Here is a 26288-nt window from a genome sequence, read left to right as displayed (position 1 = left end):
ATCCATTATTCCTGTACAAACGCTATTTAAACTTTCTGGCGACGTATGGTCGTGGGTTATCTCGATGAATTTCACGTTGAGCAGCAATCGCTCGGTTCTTACCCAAAGCGACCTTTATCTGATACCAAGTCTCGTAGAACACAGCCATGCCTGGGCTTGACCACCAAGTCTTGTTATAGAGTTTCTTATTAGCAGCGACAACATCTGGCGACCGATTCGCACATTCCAGAGCCAAAGCATAAGCTTCAGCGTAAGGGTCTTCGGCAATCTTGGTCACCAATCCATATTCTTTCGCGGTTTCGCAGTCGATCACTTTGGCCGTCATCGCCATTTCTAGGGTGTGATCTTTTCGCATCAGCTCTCGAAATGCGATGGCGCCTCCCATATCAGGAATCAAGCCCCACTTTGCTTCCAATATTGAGAAGTTCGCATCAGGGCTAGCAATCCTAAAATCACCACCACTGACTAATTGCAGACCACCTCCCCAACAACGACCATGAATCGCAAAAATGACAGGGCATGGAATATCTCGCCAACCCAATGAAAAACGTTGTGCAGCATTAGGCAATGTCGGTAACCATTTAAACAACAGCTTCATCGCCCCAGATTTACTGGTTAAAAGGGACTTAACATCAAGCCCTGAACAAAAATCAGGCCCCTCGCCCTTCACTATTACAGCACGAATCTCAGTGTTCTTTTTCAGCTGAGTCACCATGTTATTCACGCCTTGGAACATTGCCATATCAATAGCATTGAGCTTATCGGGTCGATTCAACACAACCGTCGCAATTTGGTTTTCATCGATAGAACAAGTAATACGATCGAGGTTTGGCATGGCGGCTACCTTATCAGTGGTCAGACCTTTAGATTATACATTTTATTAACATATGCCAAACTTGCACATTAAGAAGCGAGACCTGCGTTGCTTAACTCCTCCCCTTTACACAAACGACTCCTACAAAAAAAGCAGTGATGGATCGCTCCATTCACTGCTTTTTATTCGTAGCTTTGGTTGCCAATAGCTTTGATTACCAGTGGTTTTAGGACATTAGCAGAACCTATGCTGTTCGAGATTTCAGTAATAAGAATATGAAATAACTGCCACCAATAATGGAAACTAACGTCCCTGCCGCAAGTTGCGCTGGGAACACCACCACTTGCCCTAACCAATCAGCAAATAACATCAATGCCGCACCAATCAAAAACGATAGAATGATCTGTTCACGAACCAAACGAGCACCAACCATCACCGCGATATGTGGAGCCAATAGACCAACAAAGGCGACCGGCCCCATGGTGGTTGTGACCATCGAACATAACACCGCGACAATACACAACAGAGCCACGTAAGCGATGTTGATGTTCAGCCCTCTGGCACTCGCGAACTGTCGTCCAGTCGCAATTAAGGTCACCCAACGACTCAACAGCAGAGCAACACCAATACAAGCCGTTATCACGACAGCCATTATAGTGGCAGACTCAGGCTCCACACGGTAGGTAGACCCTGCTAACCAAGCCAATAATGTGTATTTCCCCTCACCCACTCGTGTTAAAGAGAATTGCACCAAAGCTTCCAATACCGCGGTCAGCGAGATACCTGTCAGAATTAGAATAGACGGAGCAAACTGATGCTTCTTGCCAAGGAACAGCAATAAACAAAGCGCAATCGCACTACCTAAAAATGCAACCCACGGGCTTAGTGAGTGAATCGAATAGCCCATGAATAAGCTACTGAAAATCAACGCCAGAACTGCACCCGCCGACACACCAAGAATGTCTGGGCTTGCGAGCGGGTTGTAGACCAATCTTTGTAAAATCACACCCGCCACCGCTAAGCCGCCACCAGCGAATATCGCGGTTAACATTCTCGGCCAACGAATAGACCATTCAAATGCGTCTGGGATAACAAAGTAGCCCATATCAGAAGAAGGCTGTGACAATGCACTCAACGCCAACAACCCGAAAATCATTGTGCCCAACAAGAAGTAAGCCAAAGATGAAATAGACTTCGGACCTTTAGGCATTGAGAAAAACAACTGATCTTGAGCAGACATTTGCTTTCTCGCAATAATGATCAACGCAGGAGCACCAATCACTGCGGTTGCCGTCCCTGTTGGAATCATGTCCAAAGACCATTGCGCCAAGAAGATCGCCAAGCTGTCGGTGACACAAAGTAATAGCGCGCCTAATACACAACTCGCGATGAGTTCAGATTTAGCCTTTAGAAAACCTAGATGCCTAGCGATGTTCGGAGCAATCAAGCCGATAAAGCTGATCACGCCCACTGAGGTAATCGACACTGAAACCAACCAAACGCCGATTGCCATTAGCACAAAGAAGGTCGTGCCAATATTGAGCCCGCGCGCCGCAGCCCCTTCAGTGCCGATGGAAAGCAAAGTCAGAACTCGCGGAGCTAAGAAGAATATGGCAAAAATCGGCAACAGCTTAGGCATCAACCAAAGCACTTGTTCCCAGCCATTTTGCCCTAGGTCGCCCGCTCCCCATACAAACAGATTCTGTGCGTACTGGTCGTTGAGTAGAATAATCGCCGTTGCAAATGCCCCTAGCAATAAGTTGACCGCCATACCCGCCAATACAATCGGTAAACCGCTCATATTTTTAATGCCAACAATGGAGACAATCAGACCCATAGCAAGCAGCGCGCCTATCAGCGCAAACCAAACCGAATATTGAGCAACCAACATTGGCGCGACCACGTTCAGAATGACCAGACCAAGCCACGCCCCTGATGATGTACCGAGTGTAAGTGGAGACATCATGCGGTTCTGCGTTAACTGTTGGAACAAACTACCGATAGTGCCAAGTGTTCCACCAACCAAAATCGCCATCACTAAACGAGGAAAGTTGACATAAATTAATGCCATCAACTCGAATGAATCGTCGACCATTTTATTGAATGTAACGATGTCACTGATCTGTGAGACTTGCTGAAACAACTCACCGATAGGGCCAAATTCAGACTGGCCTAACCATAAATGAATAAGGGCGGCGATAAATAACACCGCCCCCATCATCAAACCACTGGATTTCATTACTGCTCCGCTAACGTCAACAACGATTGCGCCATCGCTTCTGCGTTATACAAAATCGACATAGCACCGCCGTAGCTCCAACTTGCTGCTACAGGGCTAAATTGACCATTACGAACGAAAGGCATGCTCTTCCAAACCGGAGAACGATCTAACTTGTCTTGATATGGGAAAGGTTCGAAGTAAAGCGCAATACCACCCTTAACATTCTTAAGCTCGGTCATACGCTTTTGACTGATGCCCCACTGACTCGCAGGAAGATCCATCGCATTTTCAAAGCCTAGCTGCTCAAGCGCATATTGCGGAATCGAGTTATCACCGTATATGTAAACCGAAGTCGTGCTCGCAAAACGGAAAGAGGTCACTTTCGGCTTGTCGCCCGGATACGCTTTATCTAGTTCAGCTTTTAAAACCTCAAGACGTTCGTCCATCGCAGCCAGTTTGTCGTTCGCTTGCTCTTCTTTACCAAGCAATTGGCCTATCTTCTTGAAGTTATCGATAGCCGCCGCCGCATTGCTATGCTGTTCACTGTACGTCTGGTAGTAAAGCACGGGCGCAATTTCAGAAAGTGGTTCCTGAAGATCTTTCTGAGGAGAAGCGATAAGAATCACATCAGGGTTTAGCTTCTTCAAAGCAGAGAAATTAGGCTCAGTTCGAGTGCCAATATCGGCCACGCCTTCTGGAATCGCAGGTTGAACAACCCAATCTGTATAGCCAGCGATATCAGGCACTGCCACTGGTGTTACACCGAGTTCAATCACTTGTTCAGCAATGTCCCAGTTCAGCGCAGCCACTCTAACAGGCTGAACTTCAAGGGTTTTAACACCCTCACTGTCTTCAACTTGAAAGTTGGCCATCGCTTGAGCTGATAACAACAAGCTCAATGAGACAATGAACGAACTCACTTTAGGAAAACGAGAAGTAAAATAGTTGGCTTTCATATAATCACTGTCACTTTTTAATTGTTTATTTAACGACAAAAGCAGCCTACACAGGCTGCTTAGATTTATGTATTCAAATGAATTAGAACTCGTAGTTAACGCTGAGCTCTACAGACTGCTCAGCACCGAACCAACAGTTCGATTGGTCGTAACAGGTGTAGTACTCTTCATTAAACAGGTTGTTAACCATCAAATTAGCCGTTGCACCAGATAGTGTGTCGCTTGCCTCACCTAAGTCGTAACCCATAGAGATATCAACGACAGTGTAAGACGGCACTTTCCCTTGAGTATTGGTTGCATCCATCTCCATGTCACCCATGTAACGAGCGCCAGCACTCCAACGCGTACCTGCTAAAGCACCACCGTACACATAGTAATTACTCCACAAATTCGCAGCGTGTGTAGGTACGTAGATTGGTGTCGTTCCTTCAAGGTCAGGGTTTGCATCTTCCGTTACTTCCATATCGACGTATGTATAGCTCGCGTTCACATCCCAATCTTCCGTGACAAACCATCGGCCTTCAAGCTCCAAACCTTGCGAGCGCACCTCGCCTAGCTGAATCTTAGAACGGTATGTAGGATCTGATGGATCAGCAGCAATTGAGTCTTTCTTAGTAATATGGAAATAGGAAGCCGTAACCTGTTGCGACATATCTGGAGACAAGTATTTAATACCCAGCTCGACCTGTTCACCTAGCTGAGGTTTTAAAGAGTTGCCATTAATATCAGTACCTGCCGCTGGCTCAAAGCTCGTCGCGTAACTTACAAACGGAGAAATACCATTATCTAGCTCATACAAGGCACCTACACGATAAGAGAACTGGTTATGTTCAGCTTCTTCTTTTCCATCATAAGTTGGGTAAGAGCTATTTTTATCATCGCTCGCCTTGAACATGTCGTAACGACCACCAGCAAGTAGAACAAGCGCGTCGTAGCGTACTTGGTCTTGGAAATATAGTCCTAGCTGCTCGGTCGTAATGTCGTGAGATTCACGGTAGTTCTCTTGAAGCTGACTTTTATCCAAAAGGTCAGTTTTCGGATTGTAAGCATCAAACCCATAGAAGCCCGCATTCGCAGTGAATTCTTTGTACAGAGAATCACCTGTTAGCTTTAGGTAGTCGACACCGAATAGTAAATTATGCTCTAAGCCACTAATTTCGACGCGGCCTGAAACTTGGTTATCGATAACAAAGCTCTGTGAATCCTCATCTGTACTGTAAGCATTTCGGATTAAACTGCCTGTAGCTGGATTGAAATTAGTCGCGGTGTGGTAAGTATTCTCCTGATACAGAGACGCATCGGTATAACGAGCGTTCTGAAGGAAAGTCCAATTATCGTTTATTTGATGATTGATCTTGTAGCCTAACATCAAGACTTCACGTTCAAAGGTACTCCAGTTCTTGTCGCCCATGGACACAGATGGATCACTTGCCTTCAGCACTTCAAGCGGCATTGCAGAGTTAGTACCCATCGACGGATCATTCTGATAGTAAAGATTGAAGTTAATAAGTGTTCTATCAGAGACCTGCCAATCTAACGATGGAGCAATCACATAACGCTCTTCTTCTGCGTTATCGACTTGGCTGTCTTGTTTACGAGCGAGAGCAACTAAACGATATGCAAAATCACTGTCCCCCAATTGACCTGTTGTATCAATTGACGCTTCCATAAGATTTCTTGAGCCAGTAGATACTCCTACTTTTGTAGCCCCGTCTTCTTGCGGCGTCTTTGCAATCATGTTGACCATACCACCCGGTGGCATAGCTCCATACAACACAGACGTAGGGCCTTTAAACACTTCAACTTGCTGAATCGCAATAGGGTCTATTTGAGGTTGTAAGTTCCAACCAGTAAGGAACGGAAGTACCAAACCATCGTAGTAGCTTTGGTTATTACTAAAGCCACGAATCGAGAACGTATCGTACATGGTTACTGATGCGCCCTTCTGCTCGGTTACAACACCCGGAGCATAACGAAGGGCTTGATTCAGAGATTGAACGCCACGTTGCTCTAACTGTTCTTCATCAATAACGGTAATACCTTGAGGCGTTTCTTCTGGCTCAAGTGCCGACTTAGTCGCGGTATTACGATACGCTTTGCCCATAATTGTGACAGTTTCTACATTCGAATCTGCCGCTGTAACGGTTTCTTCCGCCAACGCTTGCGCTGAAAATGCAGTGAGCAATGCAACTGCAAGTGATGAATACTTAAAACGAGTGTGAGTGGTCATGATTCCCTCGGTACCAATGCTTAATATAAATAATAATAAATCTCATTTGCATTGTATGTATCTATGAATGGGATAATTAACAATTTGGTGCAAACTCACAAAGAACTTGGCCTATTTTCAATGGAATCAGGTCAATTGCTGATTAAAAGCACAATTTACCTTATCAGTAGCAAAGCTCTGCTAGGAAGGGAATGACGAGGATATGACTACGATTTAATAATAGGAACCCAATACTCCATCTCAGCGTCAGAGGCGTGAGCTTGATAGCCAAATGGGTACACTTCGAGTTCATAGCCATCGACACCGCGATAACCCGAACTCGGTAACCAATTAAGAACAAACCAACTCAAGGTATATCGCAGGTTCTCTATAGGCCCGCAATGCTTCACCACGGCATAGGTTTGCTTGGGGATAGTCAGCACTTTTAACTTTTCAGAAATTAGACTTGGTAGTTGCGGAATTGAAACTTCGTCATCAAGCTCGACACCTGCCCAATAATGAATGTTAGTCCCGTCGAAGCATGACTGAGTGAGATCGATAACACCAATAAACTGCAGTGCGTTGTCATCGGGCAAACTCACCTCTCTTTCCAAGCGTGACCATAACTGAGGGACTTTTTGTGCAAAATCTTGCGTCAGCGAAAACAAGCCGCTGATTTCTGATGTTATGCCTTTAACAAGGAAAGACTCTCTTTCGTCAATACGAACTTCAACAAAACTCAGAGCGCCTTTTTCTTCTGCGCTGACAGTTTCAGACACTTGTATCGGCTTTCTTAGCCCTACTCTTTTGCCCGCTTTTCTATATTGGCTTGGGCTTGCCCCAAACATCTGTTTAAACGAACGACTAAAGCTAATCTCTGAATTGAACCCAAGACCAAGTGCAACATCAATGACACGCTCTTTCCCATCAAGCAACTCTTCAGCCGCCTGACTTAACTTTAGTTCTCTCACATAGTTGGCCACAGTAAGCCCTGTTTCCGCTTGAAACACTCTTTGCAGCTGCCAGCGAGACCAACAGCTCTGTTTCGCAATATCTTCTAGCGATAGTGCCGAACTAAGGTTCGCATGGATATAAGCCAATACGCGGCTGATACGGTCAAATGCAGGAGTGTTCATAGTCACGCTTTTATAATCTCGATAGTGGTAACAATTAAGTCTATACAGGAATACTTTTTAACATTTAAAGCGACTTTTATCACTTAATAATGGCCAAGGCGCATTCAATTTATAAATTTTTCAAACCAAGAGTTCTCTGAAGAGATGCACCATTTTGTATGGTTATCGTCAATGAGGTTCGCTATGATAACGCAACTGATTCTCATTTAATGGTTTAAAATGCTTTCCCAGCTGCACAATATTGCCACTCGTCGCAGAGCCCCCTCCCTGCACCAGAAAATCTTCGCTTACTCAAAACAAATAACGCCTTATCTAAGTGGAAGTTATGGCTCTCTGAGCAGCAAAAGCATCGCAATGACAAACGATAAAAGCCATATCGAGATCAAACGCGTTTACGATGGCTTAGCGGAAAATCATTCTGAAGCAGGAAAAGCGTATTGGTTGACGCGAACTTGGGATCTAGTTTGCTGGCAGCCTATCTATGTGACCTTCGTATCTATCTACGGCCTTCACTCATTGCCAGATATCAAGAATATCGGTCAGTTTAGGTACAAAGAGTTTGTGACAGGGTATCGCTTCTTCAATGGTGACCATCAACACGGTTCACCTGAGGAGTTGATACCTAAAGCTGGCGAAGCCATACTTGCACTCACTGAGTTTTATCGCAGCCAAATAAGTGAATGGACACGCATCCGCCCTGGTTTTACTAACCATTTGCTGGCGGATCTACTGTTAGGCAGTTTGATCAAATTGCAGCAGCATGAACCGAGCCTGACCAACGACTACATCACAGCACAAGCTAAGCTTTGGTTAGAAGCATGCCAATTACCTGAAAGTCACTTAGACAGCCTCAAGGTCGATGCCGATTCAGGAATGCTTAAACTGATTAGAGTCAGCTGTTGCTTAGTCTACAAGTGTGACTCTAGAAAATATTGTGACGATTGCCCTAGACACCCAGCCAATAAGAAAACCGCTTAACACCATCACTTAATCTTAAAATCCAGGACTGACATGTTTCAGCTTTCAAATATAAAAATGGTTCGTGACGAACGCACTATTCTCTCAATTGACGAGCTTTCTATTCCAACAAATGAACTTACGGTCGTTCTTGGTCACAATGGTTCTGGTAAATCGACACTGGTTAACTTGCTCTCAGGTCAAATGGCACCGGATCACGGCATAGTAAAGCTGGATGGCACTTCTATCTCTTCTTTCAAAAGCAAAGACTTAGCCAAGAAGATTGCGTATTTACCTCAAAAGCTCCCTGCTTCGGCAGGCTTAACGGTCGAAGAATTGGTTCGTTTAGGACGTTTTCCTTGGCGAGGCGCGTTTGGTCGTTGGAATTCAGAAGATAAGTCGATCATCCGACAAGCAATGGAAAGAACCGGTGTTACTGAATTCTCACAAGCATTAGCGGATGACTTATCTGGTGGTGAACGTCAACGAGCGTGGGTCTCTATGTTGCTGGCTCAACAGTCACCGGTATTGATCCTTGATGAACCGACTTCTGCATTGGATGTTCATCACCAATTCCAACTGATGAGTTTATTGTCTGAACTGAACAAAAATGAAAACGTTGGCGTTATCGTGATTCTGCACGACTTGAACCTTGCACTGCGCTACGCGACGCACATCGTTGCTCTGAAGAAAGGTCAGATTGCATTTGAAGGCAGCGCCGATAAGTTACTCGATGAACAGGCTTTGTCTGCACTGTATGAATCCCCTATCCGACTGATCGATCATCCAGCTCCAGCTAAGACAACAGCAAGCGAAAAGGTCGCCGTTGTCTGCGAGTAACCCGAAGAATCAAAGTTAAGTGAATGAGGTACTCATTCTTTGGATAACTCACCAGCATAACGAGTGAAAACAGAGTAAATGTTTCCTTAAACTTAAATCAACACAAGCTACACTAATACCACCTCATGAAATCAAGAGACTTCAATGAACACTTATCACCGCATTCTATGCTCTGCTTTGGCACTTGTTGTGTCCGGTCCTATTGCCTCAACGGCGGCCTTCGCCTGGCAAGCCGAGAAGATCACCGACGGACTCGTGATCCCTTGGGGACTGGCTTATGTCAACGATAAGTCCATGTTAGTCACAGAGAAAGCAGGCGTCATTAAACATGTCGATTTAAAAACAGGCGATCAAAACACACTGTTCAGGCTGCCCAATGTATGGGCGAAAGGCCAAGGTGGATTATTGGATATCGCACTCTCCCCTTTTGAAAACGGAAAGTTTTACGTCACTTACAGTCAAGACGTCGATGGTGAAGGCGTAACGACACTGGCTTCTGCTAATTACAGCAATAATGAAGTCACCAATTGGACAGACGTGTTTGTATCTAAATCCAGAACGGACACAGGACGTCACTTTGGTAGCCGTATCACCTTTGATGATAGCCACCTGTATTTTTCAATCGGTGATCGAGGTGATCGAGACAACGGCCAAGACACTATGACTCACGCCGGATCAATATTACGACTGAATGCCGATGGAAGCACGCCAAGCGACAACCCTTTCATAAATAACGACAAGGTTCTCGACGAGATTTGGAGTTTCGGTCACCGCAACCCGCAAGGGCTTTTCTATGATTTCCCAAGTCAAAAGCTTTGGTCTATAGAACACGGTCCGCGTGGCGGTGATGAAATTAACTTAATAAAAGCAGGAGCTAACTACGGATGGCCAGTCACATCACACGGTAAGGAGTATTGGGGCCCTATCAGCGTTGGCGAATCTGAAACCAAAGAAGGCATAGAAGCGCCTAAAAAGGTCTATGTTCCTTCAATCGCTCCGGGCAGTTTGATCGTCTACCAAGGTAACAAGTACCCAGAATTACAAGGCAAGCTGTTGGCAGGGGCACTAAAACTTACCCACATCAATATCGTCACAGTTAACGGGCAAGGTGAGGCAATCGAGGAAGAACGCATTTTAGAGGACTTAGGCGAAAGGATAAGAGACATCGAAACTTCACCAAACGGAGACATCTTCTTCAGCACCGATAATGGTAATCTATACCGCTTGAAAAAGTAGTGGCGACACAGATACAAACAGACGATATTTGATAATGATTATTATAAATAAAGCCGTTAAATACAGGCCCTCAAGTCAATTTAACGGCTTTCTTGTCACAAAGTAGAATGTGCAAAAACAGTGCAACCACTCTAATTTTGTCATCAAATTCACCTAGGTTTTTCACAAAAACGACAAGAAATCACCATACAACTGTAACTCCATGATATTTAAGGAATGCAAAGTTTGACTACCCCCAAGTTTCTGCAACCTTTCACTATGGATTCGATTGACTATCCCCTGATTTGATTTAGACTCCATTTCGGCTAGAAAGAAAGTTCTTTGTATATAAACATTTCGTTGGATTACTAGTAACCCCGTTGTGTTGTACGCAATAGCAATAAACTTTTCCACGCTATCAGTGCCACAATTGGCTCACTATAAAAATTAATTTTAGGGATAACATCATGTCTAACACAGTTACTGGTACAGTAAAATGGTTCAACGAAACTAAAGGCTTCGGTTTCATTCAACAAGAAAACGGTCCAGACGTATTCGCACACTTCTCTGCAATCACTGGCGAAGGTTTCAAAACTCTTGCTGAAGGCCAAAAAGTTGAGTTCGTAGTATCTCAAGGTCAAAAAGGCCCACAAGCTGACAGCATCAAAGTACTTTAATTTAGTATTTTAAAGCTTTCTAAAAATAGCCAGCCTCTGCTGGCTATTTTTTTACCCGCTATTCAGAGATTTAAGGTAATATTCCCCTTCACTATTTCTACCTAAGACACCCTCTCAATGGCTCTTAAACCGACAATCTATAAGTTTCGTATCTCTTTAACTGATATGAATCGCGACTATTACGACTCTTTTAATCTAACGGTTGCACAACACCCTTCGGAAACAGAACAGCGAATGATGGCTCGAATCATGGCTTTCTGTATCAATGCCTCTCCTGAACTTGAGTTCACCAAAGGGTTGTCTAGCATTGAAGAGCCCGATTTATGGCAGAAGTCGTTAGATGATCAAATCGTAGAATGGGTTGATGTCGGCGAACCCGATCCAGAGCGTGTTAAGAAGGCAACTCGTCTATCGAAATCAGTTCGCGTATTCAGCTTCAACACTAAATCAAATGTTTGGTGGGAACAGAACAAAGGCAAATTCGGTTATCTAAAAGCTCAAATCGTTCGTCTAGACAACGATGGTATTGAGCAGCTTGCAGCGATGACACAACGCACGATGGATCTTTCTGTCATGCTGACAGGCAACTCTGCTTTCGTTAATAGCGATACACAATCAGCAGAAGTCACATGGGAAGAGCTGCAGAGTAATGACTGAGCTTCCAACCAGTAATCAGCAAAAGCTTGAAGCAAACCAACAAGCTAAAACCAGACTTCACGTTTGTTTGAAGGAGTCTGGCTTAGACTCAGTAACTGCGATTGCGACAGGTTTTGAGAAAGAGCTAACGTCTTTTATTGACGAAAATCATGCCCTGTTTAAACACGCTTGCGAGAACAAACCGGACAACTCTGCACGTCAGACGTTGCTTGGTCTGCTAACTAAAGTACATATCGATGCAAGCTATCGCTTTGAAAGTAATAAAGAAGCGAATGAGGCGATGCAAAATGTATTCGATAATACAGTGGGCACTGAACATAGCGACAAGTTTCAAAACTCTAACGCCCAACAGTTAAAACTAGTCACGCATTTGTGGTTGTTCATTCAAGGACGACTAGGAATGGATTACAGCCTAGCCAATGATCATGCTGCTGCGACCGCAACATTACTGTCTCGCCTTTCGAGAAATACTGATGACGAGATTCGAGTCGAGTTCATGGGCAGCTTTTATGATGGCTTGAACCTCTATCAAGCTGAGAACAAACCATCAGGTTTTGTTCATCGCTTTAAGCGTTTGTTTAATCTTACTTAAGCATTCCACCAGCTGAAATCAATTTGCGCTTTGCACTGTGTAGAGCGCACCTATTTCCAACCATTTTTCCCACTATTACCCCTGAACATGAGATTCCCTACTACGCTCAATGGTATGGACTCCCCACCTCAACTGACAGCGTCAGCTAAAGTTACAGGTGCGAACCAAAACAGGAGCCCATACCATGAATAAATTTAACACAATCTCGATTGATTTAGCCAAATCCGTCTTTCAAGTCGCGGTATTTAACCGCCATGGCAAGCGTAAGTTGAACCAAGCTATGTCTAAAAAGAAAATGCTAACGGTCATCAGCCAACACCCTGGCGCGACCATTTGCATAGAGGCCTGTGCAGCATCTCATTATTGGGGACGAACGTTTCAAAGCCGTGGTCATACCGTCAAAATGATACCTCCCCAAAAAGTGAAGCCGTATCGCAGTGGTAATAAGAACGATGCTAATGATGCTATCGCGATTTACGAAGCTTCCTTACGCTCCGATATTCATGCTGTACCTGTAAAAACACCGGAGCAGCAAGATATCGCAATGCTGCTGAGTTTAAGACAAAGCTATATAAAACAACGCACGGCAGTAAGTCTACGTATCCGTGGCTATGCAGCGGAATGTGGCATTACCTTCCCACAAGGAGCCAATAAACTGCGAGAACTGCTCCCTTTCGTTATCGAAGATATGGAGAATGAATTAACACCGACAACTCGATTCGTTCTCCGAGAATTACATGCTCAGCTACTAAATCTTGATGAGCCTATCGAGAGAGTTGAATCGCAACTTATAGACTTTGCAAAGCAAATACCCGCTTGCCAGTTATTAATCACTTTACGAGGTGTACGTTGGGTGATTGCAAGTGCCATTTTTTCCCGTCTAGGTGACGCTTCGGCCTATAGAAATGGTCGAGGAGCTAGTGCGAGCTTAGGTTTAGTTCCGGCTCATACTGGCAGTGGTGGTAAGAACAAAAACCACGGAATAAGTAAATCAGGTGATAAAACCTTACGCTCTCTTGTCGTTCATGGAGCAAGAGCGGTGGTAGCGAATATCCGAGATAAAGAAGATCGCTTAAGTTGCTGGATACGAAACTTATTAGAAAGAAAGTCGTTTAACCAAGTGGTTGTCGCCCTTGCGAACAAAACGATCAGAATGGCTTGTGCCATGCTGAAAAGCAATCAATCTTATAATGAGACGTTAATCGCTTAACAGTTGATTTTATAAGGTTAAGGGAGACATCAATCCCCCCATGTAAGCAAGTAAATTATGGTAAAGAGTAAGCATAGCAAGCAAAAGAAACTCTGAGAGGGACGAAGGTGATAATACACCACACGCTCGATAAGAACTTTTGCTGAGTGGATTAAGCCATAGAGGTTCGGGGTAGCTCCCCATAAAGAAACCGAATATACGTGCACTTGCGTACCTTTACTCGTTTCCTTGCAATACTAGGGGAGTCCATATACGTCCCTCGCTTTAGGGAAACGGGGTATGTGCTCAAAACTTATTGAGTGCGTTTCACGTAGACACTTTCACCAGTATTCTCAAGATTCACCTGAATTAACTCGTCGAAATTCTCCGTCATCCCCGAGAGGGAGGAACGACTGAGTCGGGGATCTCATACAAAGTCATAAAACTGCGGAGACAAACAGATTCCTTACTCGCTCCTTCTTCACTCTCGGTAATGACAACATTCGCAGTCATGCAGTTAACTTTATTACAGGCACAAAAAAGCCCCGCTGAGAGCGAGGCTTAGAATCTTGGTTGCCGATTTGCTGAGGCTAAATCGTACTCATCGAATCACGAAGCGAATTAACGCAGGCCGTGTAAGAATTCGTGGCGCGTTGCTGGGTTTGATCTGAAGATACCACCCAATGCTGTCGTTGTTGTTTCGCTAGTTGCGTCCATTACACCACGTGATTTCACGCAGTAGTGAACCGCATCCATGGTTACAGCAACATCATCGGTTTCTAATAGCGTTTGCAATGCAACAAGGATCTGCTGTGTCATGCGCTCTTGAACTTGCGGGCGCTGAGCAAAGAATCGAACAATACGGTTAATCTTTGAAAGGCCGATGATTTTCCCACGCGGGATATAAGCGACCGCTGTTTTACCATCAATCGTCACTAAGTGGTGCTCACAAGTACTGGTCACGGTAATATCTTTTACACGTACCATCTCACGAACGCCCATCTTGTTTTCAATTACCGTAATTTTAGGGAAATTGGCGTAATCCAAACCAGAGAAAATTTCATCCACGTACATTTTAGCAATACGTTGTGGTGTTTCTTCCAAACTATCGTCTGTAAGATCAAGTTCAAGGAGAGTTAGAATCTCACGCATATGGTGTTCGATTCGTTCCTTTTTCTCTTCTCGGCTAACCTGATTAGGACGCATTGGTGTCTCTAATCCGCGGCTTGCTAGCGCATCTTTAACCAACTTCGCTGATTCGCTAAGACCTGACATTGAACTTCCTCTTTTATTGCCCCTTCTGGATGGCAAACAAGGATACTCGGAATTTTGAATAAATACACCCATATTTTAAGGGAGGTCATTATTTACGGGGGTTAAACTATGCTAAAGTGGCTGCAATTTCGTTGGTAAATAGTATTAATTTGATCATTATTGAATCACTGCTGCCAACCACCAAATCAAAATAATAACGACCAAAGGATTTCAATTATGGGCTGTTGCGACGCTCCCGGCTTAATGCCAATTGAAGAAGCACTAGACAAGCTGCTATCACCAATCAAACCAATCCAAACGACTTTATCTCTGCCTCTTGCTGAAGCATTAGGTTATGTCCTTGCTGAAGATATTCTTTCCCCTATTTTCGTACCTCCTTTTGACAACTCAGCAATGGACGGCTATGCACTGCGCTTAGCAGACCTTGAAAACGGTAAAATGCTGCCTTTAGCGGGTAAGTCTTTTGCAGGTCAACCTTTTGAAGGTGAATGGCCAGCAAATACCTGTATTCGCATTATGACTGGCGCAAAGATCCCGGAAGGATGCGACGCCGTAATCATGCAAGAAAACACGGTTGAAACTGACGCTGTCATTGAGATTCAACAAGACGACATCAAGCTGAACAATAACATTCGTCCTACTGGTGATGACATCAAGCAGGGTGATATCGTACTTAGCCGCGGTGAACGTTTAACACCTCGTGATATTCCAATGATTGCTTCACTGGGTGTAAGCCACGTTACAGTACTACACAAGCCTAAAGTCGCGTTCTTCTCTACTGGCGATGAACTAAAACCATTAGGCCAGCCTCTTGAAGACGGTCAGATCTACGACAGCAACCGCTACGGCATTAAACCGCTGATTGAAGCGTTTGGTTGTGAAGCTATCGACCTAGGTATCATCCCAGATTGCCCTGCAACGCTTAAAGAGACGTTCGAGAAAGCACAGCAAATAGCAGACGTGGTTGTGACTTCTGGTGGCGTAAGCGTTGGCGAAGCTGATTACACGAAAGACATTCTTGAAGAACTGGGGCAAATCGGTTTTTGGAAACTTGCAATCAAACCCGGTAAACCGTTCGCATTTGGTGAGTTGGATAACGCGTGGTTCTGCGGCCTACCGGGTAACCCAGTATCAGCGATGATGACGATGTACGTACTGGTTCAACCTATGCTGGCTAAGCTTGCGGGTCATACCGCGTGGACAGCGCCAGAATCTATTCCTGCTATCACCAAGTCTGCATTCAAAAAAGGCCCAGGCCGTACTGATTACCAGCGTGGCATCTACTCGATTGAAAACGGTCAGTTTGTCGTAGAAACTACAGGTAACCAAAGCTCTGGCGCTTTCCGCTCAATGAGCCTAGCAAACTGCTTTGTGGTACTAGAGCGCGAACGCGGTCGTGTTGAAGTTGGTGAAACGGTTCAGATCCAACTGTTTAACTCGACGCTTTACTAACGAGGCTCACTGATGGAAATACTGTCTGACACAGAGATGCTTCGCTACAACCGCCAAATCATCCTTAAGCAGTTTGATTTTGAAGGCCAAGAAGCGCTAAAGCAGAGCTCAATCTTAGTATTAGGGGCTGGAGGCTTAGGTTGTGCTTCTGCTCAATACCTTGCGACCGCGGGGATTGGTAAGCTGACACTGATCGACGATGATATTGTCGAGCTTTCAAACTTACAGCGACAAGTCCTTCACGCCGATGCTGACATTGGTAAGAAGAAAGTCGATTCTGCCGCTGAGTCGCTGCAGGTATTGAACCCTCATCTGACAATTGAAACTGTCGACCACAGGCTTGATGATCAAGCGCTTGCAAAGTTGATTGAAACTCACTCTCTTGTTCTTGATGCCAGTGACAACGTCGAAACACGTAATCAGTTGAACCGCCTATGTTACGCATCGAAAACACCATTAGTCTCTGGTGCTGCGATTCGAATGGAAGGTCAGATTAGCGTATTCACTTATCAAGATGCAGACGCACCTTGCTACCAATGTTTGAGTGCTCTATTCGGCAATGCAGCCCTAAGTTGTGTTGAAGCGGGGGTGATGGCGCCAGTTGTTGGCATGGTAGGCGCGGCCCAGGCTTTAGAAGCGATTAAGGTGATTGCCAAGTTTGGGCAACCAAAGCAAGGCAAGCTTCTGATTCTCGATGCCATGTCTCACAGCTGGCGTGAAATGAATTTAATGAAGATGCCTAATTGCTCGGTTTGTGGATAGACTAAACCATCCCTTCAAAACAAGAACCTAAGCCTTGATGATAAGTCAGGGCTTTTTTATGCCCGATGTTTAGCTTCTACTCAAGGCTATCAATTTGGAAATAGTTATTAAGGGATGAGTTTCATTTGAATTCTCATTTTGAGAAAACAACAAAAACTAGAACCACTCAAAATAAAAACCAACAAAATCATAACCTTAAAAATGGCACATTACTTGATTAAGTATCTAGACCTTCCATCACAAGGATGTAGATATGAGAATTACAACGTTAAGTTTGCTATTAAGCGCGCCACTGGTCGCCAACGCAGCGCCATTCGATACTTGCCCGAGTAAGGCATACCTCTTTCAATCCACCCCTGTGGAAGTTTGGGGCGTTAACCTAGTGACTGGTTCAACGACCCTTCTCGAAGACGACACGGGGATGAACGCTAACATCAATGGTGTCGGTTTCGACTTCGAAGACAGATACATCTACGGTTATGACACCACTAACAAGCGCTTGGTGCGCCTAGGCAAGGATTTCCAAGCAGAAGTCATCAACACCAGTGGACTGCCGACAGACCATACCTTCTATGTGGGTGACGTTTACGATCATGTTTACTACCTGTACCGCACTGGTAAAGGGCTCTTCACGGTTGATCTATCACCTTTGGATTCTGATCCAAATGCGACAGTTACCGTTAACAAAATCGCAGGCAGCCCAGCAACAGTGAAATTAACTGATTTCGCTTTCCACCCAAGCGATGGCTCTCTATATGGTATCGATAATAACTCTGGTGGCTTATACAGCTTCAACCCTACAACTGGTGCCGAAACCTATATCGGCGACACCGGCGAGTTAGGTACGTTCGGTGCTGGCTATTTTGATGTCAATGGCTACTACTACGTATCGCGAAATCAAGACGGTAAAATTTACCGTATCAACCTGTCTCCAGACAACGCTGCCAATATCGCGGCAGGTATTGTTCCAGCCGTTGAATTTGTTTCGAATGGCCCAGCTTCTGGTCAAAACGATGGTGCTCGTTGTGCCAACGCACCTGTTGTTGATGAAGATTCAAACATCGACTTCGGTGACGCGCCAGACAGCTACCTAACTCTACTAGCGAGTAATGGTCCTCGACATGAACTCGATGGTGTCACATGGTTAGGGACAGATGCACCAGATGCAGATCTGGATGGATACGTTTCTCCACAATCGGATGAAAGCGTCGGCATTGATGACGAATGGACGAATGGTGGTATCGGCTTCGTAACCGCACTTGAAGCTGGCCTCGATTCGAAAGTAATTATTGAAGCTTCAACAACGGGCTATCTTTCAGCTTGGATAGATTGGAACCAAGACGGCAGCTTCGACGGCGCCAACGAACAAGTCTTTACCGATTACTTATTGGCGGCCGGTGAGAACGACTTATTCTTAAATGTCGATATTAATGCCTTAACGGGTACCACTTGGGCTCGATTCAGATTCAGCCAACAAACTAACCTGAGCTACTTTGGTGGTTCTACCTCTGGTGAGGTGGTCGATATTCAAGTCGATGTTCTTAATGATGGCGCAACGGCTCGTTACTTCCCAAGTGCTTCTGGCTACGCCACCCTAGCGTATGAAGACAATTGGCCTTATAAAGCCGACTATGACATGAATGATGCCGTTATCATGTATCGCATCACTGAGATCTTAAAAGACGGTAAGGTTGTTAAGTCTACCATCGATGGTCGCCTAGCGGCTGTGGGGGCAACCTACAAAAATGGCTTTGCGATTCGCCTACCAAACCTTGCACCAAGCTCGGTAGATACCGTTAACTCATACATGAAACACAATGGCGTATTCACCGATTTAGGTATGGAAGACGGTCGTAGTGAAGCTATCTTTATCGCCGCTGAAGACTTGTCTGAAAAAGCGAATACTTCATGCGCCTTCTACCGTACAAGCAACGCTTGTAAAGAAGATGAACAGTTCGCATTCCAAATCGGTATCAACTTATCAGGCGACGGTGTGAGTACTGCGTCATGGACAGACATGCCTTACGACCCCTTCATTTTTGCAACACCGGGCTACTATCACGGCGACAACCTACCGATGCACCCAGGACGTAGTTGGGAAGTTCACTTGCCAGACCAAGCACCAACCGAGGCCTTTGACACTGTGAACCTATTTGATTCTGGAATCGGTGTTGATGATAGCGACCCAGCAACAGGTAAATATTTCAAAACAGCAGAAAACCACCCTTGGGCACTGATTATCACGTCAACAGAAGAGTGGGAATGGCCACAAGAATACGTTGATATCGTAACTGCTTACCCAGAGTTTAAGCAGTGGGCAGAGTCAGGTGGTGACAATAACCAAACTTGGTACACATCACCAGCAGACAACCAATGTTACGAGCCATAAGGAGAGACGTCATGAGTATCAAAGATAAACCTAATCGCGAACATCATAACGTTGAGTTGAGAAGCAACCTCTCTAAGGAAAATAATATGTCTGCACAAAGCTCTTGGAACATGAAGAAAACAATGACCGTAGTTTTAGCTACAGCCCCACTCCTACTAGCAGGTTGTGGTGGGGGCGGAGGTGGCGGTGGTGGCAGCACGGCTTCTCCTTCACCATCATCACCGGCGACACCTGCAACGCCAGTAACTGCAACGCCATCACCGTCTCCAGTAGCCAGTGCAGCAGCGGAACCAACTTACACTATGAGTGATTTAGTGGTACCCGATGGTTTTGATTACAGCTCTGTAGAGCAGTTTGATATCGACATCGACATCAGTAGTATTTCAACAGACCGTTCATTTGTTACCGTGTATAGCCGTTTTAGTGCTCGTGACGACTCGACATTGAAACCAGACTACTCAAGCAAAGTGATTGCAGGATCATTAAACAATGGTGTGTTCGCCTCTAACTTCTCGAGCCCAGTCAACCACGATTCACTTCTTGTTGAGATTTGGTTTTACGATGGGCAGCCACCTCTACAAAAAGTAGTATCGAGCAGCAACTCTCAGATCGTGTGGTAATGAAAGTTTAGCTTCGAATATCAGCAACTAAAAGTGAGCAGCAATGCTCACTTTTTTAATCGCCCCACACTAATAACAGCGAAAATTATCTGATAGGCGTTCATTCACTTTACTTCGAATCTAACTTATATTTTCAAGATAACCTTCAAAGACTTACTCTCATGAAACAGTTAAAAATAGGTCTACTTATATTAATGTGTGGTGTCGGCGTATTAGTTGCTCTTACCCATTTCCCGTTAACGGGGCAACGTATTGAAGCCAAAGTGATTTCTAACACGCTCACTCAGTCACTAGACGGACATAGGCGCTACCTCACGGTTGAAACTCAAAACAACGAAATATTTCGCGTTTCCACTCCACCAACAACAGACTGCCCTCTTGATTCTGTGGTCGCGCTTGATACATTAAACAATCAAATAACCGGACAAAGCAGCTATCAGTTCATCCACTGTAGAACAGCGCCTTAGTCGTCGATATAACAACAAGAATGGATATAAGAAGAATGACTCAGCCACTCATTTCACCAGAACAACTTCAACAACGTTTGCTAGAAGAAAACAACATTATAATCCTAGATGCCAGTATCGAATTTCAGATCCCAAGTGAGTCAGAAAAGATCAAAGGACAAATGATTCCTGGGGCAATTCGTTTCGACTACGACAAAGACTTCAGCAACAAACATACCCTACTCCCTCACATGTTCCCTTCCGAAAAACACTTCAATACTCGTGCACGTGAAATTGGTATCAACCAAGACAGCACCATTGTGGTTTACGATAACTCGGGTACTTTCGCTTCGCCTCGCGCTTGGTGGATGTTTATGGCAATGGGACATCAGGATGTTTACATCTTAGATGGCGGCTTACCTGCATGGATTGATGCGGGTTACGCAACAGACACATCGTACAGAGCTGAAGTCACGCCGGGCAATTTCGAAGGCAACATTCAAGACAACTACTTTGTCAGTGCTCAGCAGATTGAAGGTTACTCAACTGACAAAAGCGCAAACATTGTCGATGCTCGTTCTCAAGCTCGCTTTGATTCAGAAGTTCCTGAACCACGTGAAGGCTTACGTAGTGGCCATATACCGAATTCGATTTGCCTACCATTTGCCCAAGTGCTCGATAACGGTAAGTTAAAGCCTCAAGAAGAGCTCGTCGATATCTTTTCAACGTTGCAATTAACCCCTTCTCAGCCGATGTTCTTTAGTTGTGGTTCTGGAGTAACAGCCTGCATCATATTATTAGCCGCTAAACTGGCCGGATATTCAGGTGAAATGGGCGTTTATGATGGCTCATGGACTGAATGGGGCGCTAACGAGAAATTACCCATCGCTGTGACTAAAAGGTAATTCAACTTCGCTTACTGCCACTGTTAGAATATACTGCGCATGCATAAAGAGCTTACTCGTAGTGATGACTTAACGTCTCACACAGTAAGCTCTTTGCTTTGCGGTAATGCTACGTCGTTTGAAAACAAATCTGGATTTACTCGGTTGCTTTTAATCTATAGCGATTTATTGACCATAAACCGTGATTAATCTTGGGTAAATCATTATCAATGTGGTGAATAATAATATTTCACTCAAGAATCTCTGCTCGTAGTCGTTACACTATTTAATCATTGATACTGTCATCATTGATGTTTGTATCTTTCGTTGCACGAATCACGCTGACGACCCAATAGTTTGTCACTTGCACTCTGTTAAAAGTAGTAACCAACAAAAGGCATCTCATGGCTCTATTTAAGAAAAATATCTGGTCGCTGTACGCGTTGATCGTACTACTGACCCTGATACTTTTCGCCGCGTTGGGCGTAACTAAATGGCAAGCCAACAGAGATGACTTCACCCAACAACAACATATCCAAGTCGAGCTGTTTTCGAGCTCTGTAAGCTCACTATTGACCAGTCAAGAGGCACTGCTTGAAGTGGTTGGGCACCAACTCGCCCAGCAGTCTGACTTCACTCGTACTGCCTCCATTCAAATTCGACCAATACTGGATAAACTGCTAGATACTCACCCTGCGATTGCAGCGTTTGGGTTGTTGAACACCGACGGTGACTACCTCTCGATCAGCTCAAATCTCCAACTTGCGAATCAAAGGAACTTACTGCAATACGCGCCAACGAAAGACTCCTTTTTAGACGCCCTATCAAGCAGTAGCATGGTGCTTGGCCGTACCTATTTTCAAGAATCGTTGAATAGCTTGGTTATCCCGCTGAGAAAATCCATTTCGATCGATGGTAATAAAATCGATGCAGTAATGACCGCAGGGCTGCGGTTAGACGCCACGATCGTATTTGAAAATAATGCTCACGCCGGAAGTTTCAATACACTAAGCCTGATCAGAACAGACAGTTATCGCCAGTTTTATTCGAGTGATATCGAATCTGAGAGTGCATATTCCTCTCCAGTCGGCAAAGATGTCCTACAACGTATTGCACGGACCTTTACCGACCACTTCGGAATCAGCGTGCAAGAAGCGATGAATGGGCAAGAAACCTACTCTTTTGTCGTCGACGATGAACAATACCACTCTTTAATGAGCGCAAAATACATCCCAAACTACAAATTATGGGTAGTTGGACGTACGGTTCTAACTCACGTCGATAGCATATTTATACAAGAGTTCAGCATTCTTTTCGTTGCCTTTATTTTTCTTCAATTTGGTTTCTACTTTTTGGTTAAGTCGATTGCCAAGAATGAACAGCGCACTCGTAGCCAACTCATTTATCAGGCTAACCATGATCCATTAACCTCTCTACCAAACCGCTTGTACATGCGTAAAAATATTGGTAAATGGATTGAGGATGAGTCAGAGCAGTTCTCGCTGTTGTTTATTGATATCGATAACTTTAAATGTGTCAATGATACCCACGGACACGACTTCGGCGACAAGGTGCTCAAACAAATAGCTTTGCGTTTGATGCGATTCCGATCTCGACTCAGCCTCTTAGTACGTGAATCAAGCGATGAGTTTTTGTTCTTAACGCCATTGTCGAATGAAGCTGAGGTAAAACGACTCGCCAAGCGTATTATTGAAGTACTTTCTCAACCTTATGAAGTTGAAAGCGCTCAGTTTTTGTTAGGTTGCAGCATCGGCGTAGCTCGTTTCCCTGAACACGGGAAAGATCTAGACAGTTTATTACGTTCTGCCGATATTTCGATGTACAAAGCGAAACAACAGCAAAACTCATACAGTATTTTCACAACGGAAATGCAAGATGCGCACCTCTACAAAATGAAAGTAGAACAAAGGCTACGCATCGCTATCGAGAAACAAACGCTGTTCATGGTTTTTCAACCGCTAGTTCGTGCAAATGAAAGTATTCATGGTGTAGAAGCACTCGTTCGCTGGATTGATGACGAATTGGGTTTTGTACCGCCAGATGTCTTCATACCGGTTGCTGAGAACACAGGCTTAATGCAAAAACTGGGTACTTTTATTATTGAGTCCAGCATTATGCAGATCGCCCACTTGCACAGAACAACGGAACAAAAGATCGGGCTGTCGATCAACATATCAGTTCGTCAGTTTTCTCATCAATCTTTCTCTGAGCACCTGTTCGCGACACTAGAAAAGTATCAACTCTCTCCTAGCTGTTTAACGCTAGAAATTACAGAGAGCTTGTTCATTGAAGATGTAACTTTAGTGAAACCAACTTTTGAAGCCCTCAAAGAGAAGAATATAAAGATCTCTTTAGATGATTTCGGTACTGGCTATTCATCACTGAGTATGTTGAAAGCACTCCCTATCGATGAACTTAAGATCGACAAAAGCTTTATTGAAAATATTGCGGTGGATCAGCAATCATTAACTATGGTTCAAAACATCATCGCAATCGGCAAGAACTTTGGCATGGTGGTATTGGCTGAAGGCGTAGAATCAAACGAACACTTCGCGATTCTAAAGGCGTGTGGATGTGACTTAATGCAAGGCTATTACTTCTCTCGCCCTATTCCTTACGATGAGCTGTGTGAGTTTTTATCTCCAGCTTTAGCAAAGGAAGTCGAGCTGACAAAATCCGAAAGTTAACGAGTAGCGTCACGATTCAAACCTCTAGACATTGGCTGAATCAAGCAGATGGGGAAAGTAGATTTACATCTATGCTTCCCCAAAAACCATAGATGCATTTAAAGCTCACTCAATCTGGATTCGGTAAATTTTGGCTCCATAAGTCACTCTCTATCTTTTTTTGATATCCGTACGCAAACAACTTTTGCATATACTCTAGGCTAAACGAGTTAAGGTTATCTTTCGAAAAATCATCGTCTATGTAAGCAAGATGAAAGCCAATCTGATTTCGCTCACTGTAATTATAGATATGTTCTATATCACCAATACTTTGCCGGCGAATCAAAATCGATAAAGCACGGTAAGAGACTGACGCTAAACCATTTTCCACTTCTTCGAATTCTGGCTTCAGGAAACCATTACGTATGACGTAGATGTTCCTTTTTACGTCTCTTGACGTTGACGCCAAAGGTGTTTGAAAACCTTGAGGAATGAGAAACACTTGTCGTGACACGCCACCATCTACATGCAACTCATCTAGCGTTCCTCCTTCATAAGGCAACACAATTCGAGTCGCAGGGAACAGGCCTGGTACAGCACTACTCGCGATAATAATATCTTGAATCAAATACTGTGCTTCAGGCGTACCGATCTGCGCTATTTTTCCAATGTCCCAAATTGCCATTTTTTGATTATCTAAACTGGTTGTTGCTATCAGCAATAACCGCCCTTTACTTCTCTCAAGAGCAAGCTGATTAAGCATAGTGACATCGACAGCGTGACGCACTTTGCGTTCAAAGCCACTCACATCGACCATTGAGTTACGAAAAGGTAACTTAAAAATCGAGTTACGCTTAAACATCTCTTCAGCTGACGTTCTCGTATAGTAGTACTCTAGTGCTTGATCGTAATCACTTCCTAAAAAGGCAAACACCGACACAATTGCACCGGTTGAAACTCCCGTGACCACGTCGAACTCGGGTCGAGTACCGCTTTTGGTCCATGCATTCAAAACACCAGCAGAGAAAGCTCCATCAAACCCGCCCCCAGACAAAGCAAGATGATTCACCTGTCCAGACAGGTTACTGTGCTCAACTAATGAATCTATCGCGTTATCGATATCGTAATTATCAGCAGAGTTGACAGACTCATCCCAAAATCTCAACCCAGGAGTATTAAGGGGATTTATCTGCTCAGACTTTAAGGAGATGTTTCGCTCAGGGGTTTGCGCGCACCCAGACGTGACGAGTATCAGTAACAGCGTAATAACTACCGCATAATGTGGCGTCATTATCGTTTCTCTTTCAAACTTGGGGAGTTATCTAACGCTTTATATTCAAGTATTTTTTGCATCAACAAAATAAATAAAGCGCTGACGACAACTGCAATAAAAATTGAACTAAACCTATATAAAATAGAAAAAATAGCGTCTTGCTCACTTGGGGTTAAAGCAGTTGTCAAAGGTACCGTTAATGAAGCCATCCCGGCAGAGGCAACGGCAGATTTTAATTTACCTTGTGTGTGCCAATAACAGAATGGCCCCATAGCAATTGTGAATAATAACCAATACAAAATTGCATTTTCGTACCATGGTCCAAGAATCAATTGCACAGCCAATCCTGTAATACAGCCCAGCGCTGTACCAATCACTCTCACTTTGGCCATTTGCACTGCACCTGAACAAGTTAAAGGTGCCAAAATTACAAGTATTGATGCGTATGCAGCCGATGAGTCATAAAGATCAACAACTTGAAATACGATAAAAGACAGCATCACGACAACCCAAATCACCATGATTTGCGTTGCATCGTACTGAATAGGCAGTGCTGTTTCTTCTGGCTGTTGGTTCTTGTCTGTCGCGTCCGGGAATAACCAATATGCCATAGAGCAGATAACAATATTCATAAAGCAATACACGCCAATCGTGATTGATATTTCTTCTATATCGATAAAGTCGTAACTACTTAGATGCAATAAAATAGATATCGCAATCAATCCCATATACCCGATAATAAAGGTTTGTTTTTTTGTCATCGCAATACATTTAAAGAGAAATACTCCCGCTACAGCGATCAACAAAGCAAAGGGATAACTTCCGAAAGCTCCCCATAGTAAATTAGCCTGAATTATTGACCAAAGTGCACTAGCCGCAATGATCAACAACAGAGGTAGGTTCAAGCTATCACTTAGGCTAAGTATAAAAAGGGGCAGCAGAATCGCCAAAAAGCCCAGTTCCCAGCCCATACTCATACTTATGGCTAAACCGAATGCACAACCAAACCATATTCGAAACGTCTTCATCGCGACCGC

22 protein-coding genes are annotated in these 26288 nt (G+C 44.3%); 14 read left to right on the top strand and 8 right to left on the bottom strand.

The window, feature by feature from the left end:
• Positions 1 to 22: 22 nt before the first annotated feature.
• From BCU34_RS19145 to BCU34_RS19125, 5 genes are all read right to left on the bottom strand, one after another.
• The gene (locus BCU34_RS19145) at positions 23 to 835 is read right to left on the bottom strand and encodes a crotonase/enoyl-CoA hydratase family protein (protein WP_102431694.1); all 813 of its coding nucleotides are present in this window, start codon (positions 833 to 835) and stop codon (positions 23 to 25) included.
• A 223-nt stretch (positions 836 to 1058) separates the two neighbouring features.
• Entirely contained in the window at positions 1059 to 3053 is a 1995-nt protein-coding gene (fhuB, locus tag BCU34_RS19140) for a Fe(3+)-hydroxamate ABC transporter permease FhuB (protein ID WP_102478439.1), read from the bottom strand.
• Positions 3053 to 3991: an iron-siderophore ABC transporter substrate-binding protein gene (locus BCU34_RS19135; RefSeq protein ID WP_102478438.1), complete on the bottom strand. Its 939-nt coding sequence runs from the start codon at positions 3989 to 3991 to the stop codon at positions 3053 to 3055. Before BCU34_RS19135 ends, fhuB begins: the two co-directional genes overlap by 1 nt.
• A gap of 82 nt (positions 3992 to 4073) precedes the next feature.
• Complete coding sequence (locus BCU34_RS19130) at positions 4074 to 6221, bottom strand: TonB-dependent siderophore receptor (RefSeq protein WP_102478437.1); 2148 nt, start codon at positions 6219 to 6221, stop codon at positions 4074 to 4076.
• Positions 6222 to 6427: 206 nt separating this feature from the next.
• On the bottom strand, positions 6428 to 7336 hold the full coding sequence (locus BCU34_RS19125) for an AraC family transcriptional regulator (RefSeq protein WP_102478436.1): 909 nt from the start codon (positions 7334 to 7336) through the stop codon (positions 6428 to 6430).
• Positions 7337 to 7555: 219 nt separating this feature from the next.
• Here BCU34_RS19125 and BCU34_RS19120 point away from each other — a divergent pair, with 219 nt between their 5' ends.
• The 7 genes from BCU34_RS19120 (at position 7556) to BCU34_RS19090 (ending at position 13484) form a co-directional block, all read left to right on the top strand.
• Complete coding sequence (locus BCU34_RS19120) at positions 7556 to 8314, top strand: siderophore ferric iron reductase (protein WP_102478435.1); 759 nt, start codon at positions 7556 to 7558, stop codon at positions 8312 to 8314.
• Positions 8315 to 8347: 33 nt separating this feature from the next.
• Positions 8348 to 9133: an ABC transporter ATP-binding protein gene (locus tag BCU34_RS19115; RefSeq protein ID WP_102478434.1), complete on the top strand. Its 786-nt coding sequence runs from the start codon at positions 8348 to 8350 to the stop codon at positions 9131 to 9133.
• 144 nt (positions 9134 to 9277) lie between these two features.
• Positions 9278 to 10369: a PQQ-dependent sugar dehydrogenase gene (locus BCU34_RS19110; RefSeq protein WP_102478433.1), complete on the top strand. Its 1092-nt coding sequence runs from the start codon at positions 9278 to 9280 to the stop codon at positions 10367 to 10369.
• A 446-nt stretch (positions 10370 to 10815) separates the two neighbouring features.
• Positions 10816 to 11025: a cold-shock protein gene (locus BCU34_RS19105; RefSeq protein WP_004737278.1), complete on the top strand. Its 210-nt coding sequence runs from the start codon at positions 10816 to 10818 to the stop codon at positions 11023 to 11025.
• Positions 11026 to 11142: 117 nt separating this feature from the next.
• Positions 11143 to 11682 carry a YaeQ family protein gene (locus BCU34_RS19100; protein ID WP_102478432.1) on the top strand — a complete coding sequence of 180 codons (540 nt, stop codon included), beginning with the start codon at positions 11143 to 11145 and terminating at the stop codon, positions 11680 to 11682.
• Positions 11675 to 12274 (top strand): hypothetical protein, encoded by a 600-nt coding sequence (locus BCU34_RS19095; RefSeq protein WP_102478431.1) that lies wholly within the window; start codon positions 11675 to 11677, stop codon positions 12272 to 12274. The genes BCU34_RS19100 and BCU34_RS19095 overlap by 8 nt, the downstream gene beginning before the upstream one ends.
• A gap of 184 nt (positions 12275 to 12458) precedes the next feature.
• Positions 12459 to 13484, top strand: a complete 1026-nt coding sequence (locus BCU34_RS19090) for an IS110 family transposase (protein ID WP_102479589.1) — start codon at positions 12459 to 12461, stop codon at positions 13482 to 13484.
• Between the two features lie 600 nt (positions 13485 to 14084).
• Here BCU34_RS19090 and folE read toward each other — a convergent pair.
• Positions 14085 to 14738 (bottom strand): GTP cyclohydrolase I FolE, encoded by a 654-nt coding sequence (gene folE, locus BCU34_RS19085; protein WP_048659985.1) that lies wholly within the window; start codon positions 14736 to 14738, stop codon positions 14085 to 14087.
• A gap of 216 nt (positions 14739 to 14954) precedes the next feature.
• Here folE and moeA point away from each other — a divergent pair, with 216 nt between their 5' ends.
• From moeA to BCU34_RS19050, 7 genes are all read left to right on the top strand, one after another.
• Positions 14955 to 16190 carry a molybdopterin molybdotransferase MoeA gene (gene moeA / locus BCU34_RS19080; protein ID WP_048662565.1) on the top strand — a complete coding sequence of 412 codons (1236 nt, stop codon included), beginning with the start codon at positions 14955 to 14957 and terminating at the stop codon, positions 16188 to 16190.
• A 12-nt stretch (positions 16191 to 16202) separates the two neighbouring features.
• Complete coding sequence (gene moeB / locus BCU34_RS19075; protein ID WP_048662564.1) at positions 16203 to 16952, top strand: molybdopterin-synthase adenylyltransferase MoeB; 750 nt, start codon at positions 16203 to 16205, stop codon at positions 16950 to 16952.
• 253 nt (positions 16953 to 17205) lie between these two features.
• Entirely contained in the window at positions 17206 to 19341 is a 2136-nt protein-coding gene (locus BCU34_RS19070) for an LruC domain-containing protein (RefSeq protein ID WP_102432964.1), read from the top strand.
• A gap of 11 nt (positions 19342 to 19352) precedes the next feature.
• Complete coding sequence (locus tag BCU34_RS19065) at positions 19353 to 19961, top strand: hypothetical protein (protein ID WP_102432963.1); 609 nt, start codon at positions 19353 to 19355, stop codon at positions 19959 to 19961.
• A gap of 161 nt (positions 19962 to 20122) precedes the next feature.
• On the top strand, positions 20123 to 20428 hold the full coding sequence (locus BCU34_RS19060) for a hypothetical protein (RefSeq protein WP_102479588.1): 306 nt from the start codon (positions 20123 to 20125) through the stop codon (positions 20426 to 20428).
• A gap of 35 nt (positions 20429 to 20463) precedes the next feature.
• On the top strand, positions 20464 to 21312 hold the full coding sequence (locus tag BCU34_RS19055) for a sulfurtransferase (protein ID WP_102479587.1): 849 nt from the start codon (positions 20464 to 20466) through the stop codon (positions 21310 to 21312).
• A 383-nt stretch (positions 21313 to 21695) separates the two neighbouring features.
• On the top strand, positions 21696 to 23999 hold the full coding sequence (locus BCU34_RS19050; protein WP_102479586.1) for a putative bifunctional diguanylate cyclase/phosphodiesterase: 2304 nt from the start codon (positions 21696 to 21698) through the stop codon (positions 23997 to 23999).
• A gap of 109 nt (positions 24000 to 24108) precedes the next feature.
• On the opposite strand, the gene BCU34_RS19045 is transcribed toward BCU34_RS19050, so the two are convergent.
• Both BCU34_RS19045 and BCU34_RS19040 read right to left on the bottom strand, forming a co-directional pair.
• A complete protein-coding gene (locus tag BCU34_RS19045) occupies positions 24109 to 25269 on the bottom strand; it encodes a patatin-like phospholipase family protein (RefSeq protein ID WP_065676218.1) in 1161 nt (386 codons plus the stop codon).
• Positions 25269 to 26279, bottom strand: a complete 1011-nt coding sequence (locus BCU34_RS19040; protein ID WP_102479585.1) for a DUF2955 domain-containing protein — start codon at positions 26277 to 26279, stop codon at positions 25269 to 25271. Before BCU34_RS19040 ends, BCU34_RS19045 begins: the two co-directional genes overlap by 1 nt.
• Positions 26280 to 26288 lie beyond the last annotated feature (9 nt).

It is taken from the genome of Vibrio sp. 10N.286.45.E10 (genome assembly GCF_002874195.2).
Lineage (GTDB): Bacteria > Pseudomonadota > Gammaproteobacteria > Enterobacterales > Vibrionaceae > Vibrio > Vibrio crassostreae.
The sequence above is the reverse complement of the archived record's forward strand: the minus strand, read 5'-3'. Positions and strand labels throughout refer to the sequence as shown.